This window comes from Vibrio sp. 2134-1, from assembly GCF_033339495.1.
Genome location: NZ_JAWOUS010000255.1, coordinates 1 through 839, shown reverse-complemented (window position 1 = coordinate 839; position 839 = coordinate 1). Strand labels below are relative to the sequence as shown.

Sequence of the window (839 nt, the reverse complement as noted above, 5' to 3'; positions counted from 1 at the left end):
AACGAGTACATCGACTTTGCTGGTGGTATTGCAGTGAGCTGCTTGGGTCATTGTCATCCAGTAATGGTTGATGCGTTGACTGAGCAAGGCAACAAGCTGTGGCATCTAAGTAACGTGATGACGAACGAGCCGGCACTTCGCCTTGCGAAAAAGCTAACTGAAGTGAGCTTTGCTGAGCGCGTATTCTTTGCTAACTCGGGCGCAGAAGCAAACGAAGCGGCACTGAAATTAGCACGCCGTTACGCGACAGATGTTCATGGCCCTGAAAAATCAGAAATCATCGCATTTAAACAAGGTTTCCACGGTCGTACATTCTTTACTGTGACGGTTGGCGGTCAAGCGGCTTACTCAGACGGTTTTGGTCCTAAGCCAGGCGATGTTACGCACTTACCATACAACGATATCGAAGCACTTCAAGCACACATGTCAGATCGCACATGTGCGGTTATGATGGAGCCGCTACAAGGCGAAGGCGGCATCGTGCCACCAACTCCGGAATTTGCTCAAGCAGTACGTGAACTGTGTGACAAGCACAACGCGCTACTTATCTTTGATGAAGTTCAAACGGGTAACGGACGTACTGGTCATTTCTATGCTTACCAAGGTCTAGGTATCACGCCAGATATTCTAAGCACAGCGAAATCACTGGGTGGTGGTTTCCCTATCGGTGCAATGCTAACAACAGCAAAACTGGCTGAGCATCTGAAAGTGGGCACTCACGGTTCAACATACGGTGGTAACCCATTGGCATGTGCAGTGGCAGAAGCGGTCGTTAACGAAGTGACAAAACCAGAAGTGCTTGCTGGTGTTTTAGAGCGCGAAGCGCTGTTCCGCGCAGG

The 839-nt window shown here is 49.8% G+C and carries 1 protein-coding gene; it reads left to right on the top strand.

Annotation, left to right across the window (positions count from 1 at the left end; genetic code table 11):
- Positions 1-839 (top strand): acetylornithine/succinyldiaminopimelate transaminase (locus R7R78_RS25295; RefSeq protein ID WP_225474523.1); only part of this gene is annotated, 839 nt, incomplete at both ends.